Genomic DNA, 6,148 nt, shown 5'->3' with positions numbered 1-6,148 from the left:
GCTCCCCACCCGCTCCCCACTGCCGTGGCGCGGCCGATCCGAGAGGACGCCCGTGTCCACCAGCCCCCGCCCCACCCTCTTCGCCCTGCCCGGACTCGGGCTCGACGGCCGCGCCTTCGACGCGCTCGGCCGCGAGCTCGCCGACGTCGCGGACCTCGTCGCGCTCGACCTGCCCGGTGGATCCGGGACCTCGCTCGAGGAGATGACCGCTGCCACGATCCGCCGGATCCGCGAGCACGGCGCCTCCCGCTGGCTGCTCCTCGGGCACAGCATGGGCGGGAAGATCGCCTCGCTCGTGGCCTCCCGCACGGTCACCGGCCGCTCGGGCCTGTTCGGGCTCGCGGGCGTCGTGCTCCTCGCCGGGTCGCCGCTCTCGCCCGAGCCGATGGAGGAGGAGCGCCGCTCGACCATGCTCGGCTGGGTCGCCGACGGGCACCTCGACGAGACGCAGGCGCGCGAGTTCGTCGACCAGAACGTCGGCTCGCCGCTGCCCGCCGACGCCGACGCGGAGGTGCTGGCCGAGCTGCGCCGCTACTCCCCCGAGGGCTGGCGCGACTGGCTCGAGCACGGCAGCCGCGAGGACCGCACCGGCGAGGCCGCCCTCGGGGCTGTGCCCGCCCTCCTGGTCGCGGGCGGAGAAGACGGCGACCTCGGCGCCGACGCGCAGCGCCGCCTCAACGGCTCCCTCTACTCCCGCGCCCGGCTGCTCACGCTCGCCGGGGCGGGCCACCTGCTGCCGTTCGAGCGCCCGGTCGAGGTGGCGGCGGCGATCCGCCGGTTCTGGGAGGAGGAGGCCGGCACGGCGCCGTCGGTTCCGGCCGACGTCGGCGCGGCCATCGCCTCCGCCCGCACCTCCACGCGGGTGCGCGGGCTGCTGGCCGTGCGCGCGCTCGCCGACGACCCGGAGTACGCGCCCCGCGCCCTGACCGTCGCCCAGCTCGCGGAGCTGCGCGCGATCGCCGACCGGGTCGTCCCTCAGGAGGGCGGCCGGATCGACCTGGCCGCGCGGGTGGACACGCAGCTCGCGAACGGCGAGGGCGACGGCTGGCGCAACGCCGACCTGCCGGCCGACCCGATCGCCTACGGTCTGGCGCTCGACACCCTCCGGGGCTTCGCCGGCCTCGGCCCCGCCGAGCAGGACGCGCGCCTCACCGCGATCGCCGACGGCTCCGCGGAGCTCGGCGACGGCTCGGCCGGCGGGCTCGGTGCCGAGCAGCTGACCGCCTGGTTCGAGGACTGCCGCGTCGACCTCGTGAAGCAGTGGCTGGCCCACCCCGCGTCGATGGCGCGGATCGGCTACGACGGCTACGCCAGCGGCGGCGACACGCTGCCGCTCGTGACGGGCTTCCGCCTGCTCGGCGCCGACGACCGCGAGACCTGGGAACCGACGACGAGGAGTCACCGATGAACACGACCGGCATGCGCCGCTTCCCGCTCGACGAGACGGTCGACGCCGTCGTGATCGGCACCGGGGCCGGCGGAGCGCCCCTGCTCTCGGTGCTCGCTGCTCGCGGGCTGCGGGTCGTCGCCCTCGAGGCCGGGCCGCACGTCGATCCGCTCGGCCACACCGCCGACGAGACGGCGGCCGTGGAGATCAACTGGATGGAGGAGCGCCTCAGCGGAGGCGAGACCCCCACCGCCTTCGGGCAGAACAACAGCGGCCGCGGGGTCGGCGGCTCGACGCTGCACTGGGGCGCGTTCACGCCCCGCCCCGACCCGCGCGACCTTCGGCTCCGGAGCGACTCCGGTGTCGGCCGCGACTGGCCGATCGAGCACGCCGAGCTCACCGCGTACATCGAGAAGGTGGAGGCGACGATCGGAGTGGCGGGCCCGGCCGAGTACCCGTGGGACCCGTCGCGCCGCTACCTGCAGGGCCCGCTCGCGCGGAACGCCTCGGCCGACATGATGCTGCGCGGCTGCGCGGCGATCGGGATGCGCGCGACCGACGCGCCCGCCGCCGTGCTCAGCGGCCCTCGGGACGACGGCCGCCCCTCCTGCGTCAACTGCGGCCAGTGCCATCAGGGCTGCCGGACCGGCGCGAAGACGAGCATGGACGTGACCTACCTGCCGGAGGCGGTGCGGGCCGGCGCCGAGATCCGGGCCGACTCGTTCGTGCACGGGATCGAGCTGGACGCTGCGGGCCGCGTGTGCGCCGTGGTCTACACGAGCGGCGGAGTGGAGCACCGGCAGCGCTGCTCCGCCCTGTTCCTCTGCGCGGGCGGCGTCGAGACGCCCCGGCTCCTCCTGCACACCGGCATCGCGAACAGCAGCGGCCAGGTGGGCCGGAACTTCCTGGCGCACGGGGCGACCCAGGTCTGGGGCACCTTCGAGAACGAGATGCGCGGCTACCGCGGCTACCCCTCCTCGGTGATTACCGAGGACACCGTCCGCCCGGCCGACGCGGACTTCGCGGGCGGCTACCTGATCCAGAGTCTCGGAGTGATGCCGCTGACCTACGCGACGACGCTCGCCCGCGGCGCGGGACTCTGGGGCCGCGATCTGATGGACGCGCTCGACGGCTACCGCTTCGCGGCGGGCGTCGGGATCAACGCCGAGTGCCTGCCCGCCGACGGCAACCGGCTGGAACTGACGGACGAGCTGGACGAGCACGGGGTGCCGAAGGCGCGCATCACGTTCTCGGCGGGCGCCAACGAGGAGGCGATCGACCGGCACGCGATCCGGACGATGACCGCGATCGTGGAGGCGGCGGGCGCGACGAGCACGCGGGTGATGGCGCGCACGGCGCACACTCTCGGCACCGTGCGGATGGGCACCGACGCGGGCGACGCCGTGATCGACGCGGACGGCCGCAGCTTCGACGTGCCGAACCTCTGGGTGTGCGACAACTCGGTGTTCCCGAGCGCGCTGATCGCGAACCCGGCGCTCGCGACGATGGCGCTCTCGCTGCGGACGGCGGACCGCTTCCTAGCGGCGTAGCGTCGCGGCGGTGGGGCAGTTGCGGGGCGGCTGCGGGGCGGGACGACGGGCGACGTGCTCCTCCGCGTCGCCGACTGACCGCGCGGGCGCGCCCGGACTGCGCGCCCGGACTGCGCACCCCGCCGGATCAGCCGCGGGGCTGTGCGGGGCGACAGCGCAGTCCCGAGACGCGCTGCTCGAACGGCGGCCCGACGCGACGGCGCTCGACGGCGGTTCGGCGCGCGCCGAGCTGCCGAGCTGCCGAGCTGCCGGATCGTGGTGGCCGAACGGCGGCATGGCGCAATGCGGCGGCACGGCCCTGGTGTCGGCACGGCGTCAGGCGACGGTGCGGCCCCGGTGACGGTCCGCGCCTCAGCGGCAGTGGCGCGGCGGTAGGGCGCTGAGCACTCGCCTCCGAGCGACAGCACGGCCCGATCACCAGCGCGAACCCGCGCAACGGGCCGAACCCGCCCGACAGCCGATTCCCTCAGGGCAGCACGGGAGCACGGCAGAGCGTCAGAACGGCAGAGCGTCGGAACGGCAGAGTGTCAGAACGGGGGCGGCCGGTCCGCGAACCTCGGGGTCGCGGGTGGGCCTGGACGGAGCCGTGCCTCGAGGCCCGGCGGGCGCGTGGTGATGCGGCGGCCGGTGGGGGTGGTCCAGTCGGCGGTGCCGTCGGGGTGGAGGACGTAGGTCCAGCGGTCGCCGTGCCGCACGTGGTGGTGGGCGACGCAGAGGCTGGCGAGGTTGCCGGGGTCGGTGCCGCCGCCGTTGCGCCACTCGACGACGTGGTCGGCCTCGGCGCCCGCGGCGGAGCGGGTGCAGCCGGGGAAGCGGCAGGTCACGTCGCGGAGCTGGAGGAGGAGCCGCAGCTCGCGGTGCGGCAGTCGGCGTGTGCGCCCGACCGAGAGGACTGCGCCCGTCCGGGGCTCGGTCAGCACGCGGGTGACGGTCGCGGGGACGAGGCTCCGGGCGACGTCTGCCGGGATCGGGCCGTAGCCGTCGAGCTCGGCGGAGGCGTCGTCGACGCCGGACGCGGTGCTCGCCGACAGGGTGACCCGCACCTCGGCGCGCACGCCGGTGACGAGGGTCGGAACGGGCCGATCGGCACCGACCGAGTCGGGCACCGTGCCGATGACGTCCGCCTCGCAGAGGAGGTCGGCCAGAGCGTCGGCTCGCAGCTGGGCGAGGGTCCGCTCGTCGCCCGCTCCGGAGATCACGCCTGCGGCGCCCGCACCGGTGATTCCGGCCGGCTCCGCCCCGGTCGTCCCGCTCGACTCCGCCCCGCAGGAGCCCGCATCCGTGGCGGCAGGCGGCTCCGCCCCCGCCGGCCCCTCGGCGCCGTCGCGGAGGATCCGGGCGATCCGGTCGAGGCGGCTGTACGCCCCCACGGCGACCGGGGCGGGGAGGAGGGCGCAGAGCGTCGCCATGCCGTCGACCTCGGGAGTCAGCCAGACCGCGCGGTCCTCGCGGGCACGTCGGTGGCGCTCGGCGAGGGGCTGCTCGTGGAGCTCCTCCCGCAGCCGCGCCAGAGCGCGCCGCAGCTGCGTCGGCGTGGTGCGGGCCGCGAGCTCGGCCGCCCGCGTATCGAACGCGGCGCGGGAGCCCGGAGGCAGGGTGGCCGCGACGGCGCAGACGGCCTGGCCCGCCTCCCACCGCAGGCGCGCCCCGGCGAGGGCGGCGCGGGTGGCCGGCAGGTCTTCGACGAGGAGGCGTGCGTGGTCGAGCTCGCGGGAGGCGACCCGCTCGGAGACTCCGAGGGCGACCGCGAACTCCGCGCGGATCGACCGCTCGGCGAGGTCGCTCGACGCGTGGGGCGCCGAGCCGCGGGCGAACGACTCCGTATGCTCGAGCGCGGCCCGGTGCCCGGCGTGCAGCTCCTCGGCCGCGGCCAGGAGCAGCGGGGACGCCGAGCGGGCCAGCGCCGCGGCTCGGTCGCCGCGAGCACGCACCTCGCTGAGCACCGCCTCCGCTGCTGTCGACCCGCTGATCATCGTCATACGTGTATTCAATCAGCGACCACCGACACGGAAGCGACGGATCGTCACATCCGTGGAGAACCGGCGTGAAGCCCTCCTGTGGAGGGAGGGATCACCGCAGCCGACGCCGCACATCCCCGCCGTCCTCGGGGCGGCGCGCGCAGGACACCGGCGCAACACCCCGCCACACGCACCGCCACGCCCCCGCTCACCCGAACCGCACCGCCACACGCCCTCGCTCACGCGAACCGCACCGCCTCACGCCCCCCCCCTCACGCCGCCAGCCTCACGCGAACCGCCCCGCCACCTCCGCCAGGCACTCCCGGAACACCCGCACGGCCGGCGACGCCAGCTGCGCCTCGCGCTGGGCGGTGAAGATCGTGCGGCGGGGCGTGCCGGGCAGCTCGAGGAGGCGGCAGTCCGGGGCCTCGCCCGCCCAGACCAGGTCGGGCATCAGGGCGACGGCGTGGCCGGAGGCGGCGAGGCGGATCTGCGCCTGCAGGTCGGCGGTCTCGAAGCGGACGTCCGGCTCGAACCCCGCGACCCGGCAGGTCTGCTCGGCGAAGTGGCGGCTCGCGGTGCCGCGCGGCTCCATCACCCAGGCGGAGTCGCGGGCCGAGGCGAGGTCGACGACGGCGGAGTCGTGGCTCACGGCGAGGCGGATCGCGTCGGTCGTCAGGTCGCTGCGCACCAGTCCGGGCAGCCAGGAGGTCGAGTGGCCGGGGTACTGCTCGGCGACGACGAGATCGAACTCCCGCGCCCACGACGTCTCGTGCAGCGCACCCTCCGGCTCGCGCTGCACCATCTCGACCCGCACCTCCGGGAAGCGGTCGGCGACGGCCCGGAGCGCACCCGGCATGAGCGCGAGCGCGGCCGACTGGAACACCGCGACGCGCACCCGGCCGGTCACCGACTCCCCCGAGGCCGCGAGCGCCGCCTCCGCCCGCTCGAGCAGGGCCATCACCTCGCCGGCCGCCTCGACCAGGATCTCGGCCTGGGGTGTGAGCTGCACGCGCCGGCCCGCCTTCCGCAGCAGCTCGACGCCGGCCTCGCGCTCGAGCACGGCGAGCTGCTGCGAGACGGCGGAGGGACTGTAGGCGAGGGCCTCGGCCGCGGCGGCGAGAGTGCCGCGGATGGCCACCTCGCGGAGCAGGACCAGGCGGCGGACATCGAGCACGGCGTCTCTCCGATCGTTCAGCTGAGCTGACCGGTACCGGTAAGGAACGGTCGCTTCTGCTCAACGGTAGTCGGTC

The 6,148-nt window shown here is 75.8% G+C and carries 4 protein-coding genes; 2 read left to right on the top strand and 2 right to left on the bottom strand.

Translation table 11 applies throughout. The features are described 5' to 3' along the window. The first annotated feature begins 52 nt into the window (after positions 1-52). Both C5C59_RS00950 and C5C59_RS00945 read left to right on the top strand, forming a co-directional pair. Positions 53-1,408 carry an alpha/beta hydrolase gene (locus C5C59_RS00950; RefSeq protein ID WP_181134788.1) on the top strand — a complete coding sequence of 452 codons (1,356 nt, stop codon included), beginning with the start codon at positions 53-55 and terminating at the stop codon, positions 1,406-1,408. Continuing rightward, the gene (locus C5C59_RS00945; protein ID WP_104225175.1) at positions 1,405-2,937 is read left to right on the top strand and encodes a GMC family oxidoreductase; all 1,533 of its coding nucleotides are present in this window, start codon (positions 1,405-1,407) and stop codon (positions 2,935-2,937) included. Before C5C59_RS00950 ends, C5C59_RS00945 begins: the two co-directional genes overlap by 4 nt. 527 nt (positions 2,938-3,464) lie before the next feature. On the opposite strand, the gene C5C59_RS00940 is transcribed toward C5C59_RS00945, so the two are convergent. After that, a complete protein-coding gene (locus C5C59_RS00940; RefSeq protein WP_104238349.1) occupies positions 3,465-4,916 on the bottom strand; it encodes an HNH endonuclease signature motif containing protein in 1,452 nt (483 codons plus the stop codon). Positions 4,917-5,181: 265 nt separating this feature from the next. Further along, positions 5,182-6,072: a LysR family transcriptional regulator gene (locus C5C59_RS00935; protein ID WP_104227335.1), complete on the bottom strand. Its 891-nt coding sequence runs from the start codon at positions 6,070-6,072 to the stop codon at positions 5,182-5,184. Positions 6,073-6,148: the final 76 nt, after the last annotated feature.

The organism is Rathayibacter sp. AY1F4 (assembly GCF_002931775.1).
Lineage (GTDB): Bacteria > Actinomycetota > Actinomycetes > Actinomycetales > Microbacteriaceae > Rathayibacter.
This window is presented reverse-complemented; position numbering and strand designations above follow the sequence as displayed.

Excerpts from the sequence above, each read along its gene's own strand:
- C5C59_RS00945 (WP_104225175.1), top strand. The coding sequence starts at position 1,405 with ATGAACACGACCGGCATGCGCCGCTTCCCGCTCGACGAGACGGTCGAC.
- C5C59_RS00940 (WP_104238349.1), bottom strand. The coding sequence starts at position 4,916 with ATGACGATGATCAGCGGGTCGACAGCAGCGGAGGCGGTGCTCAGCGAG.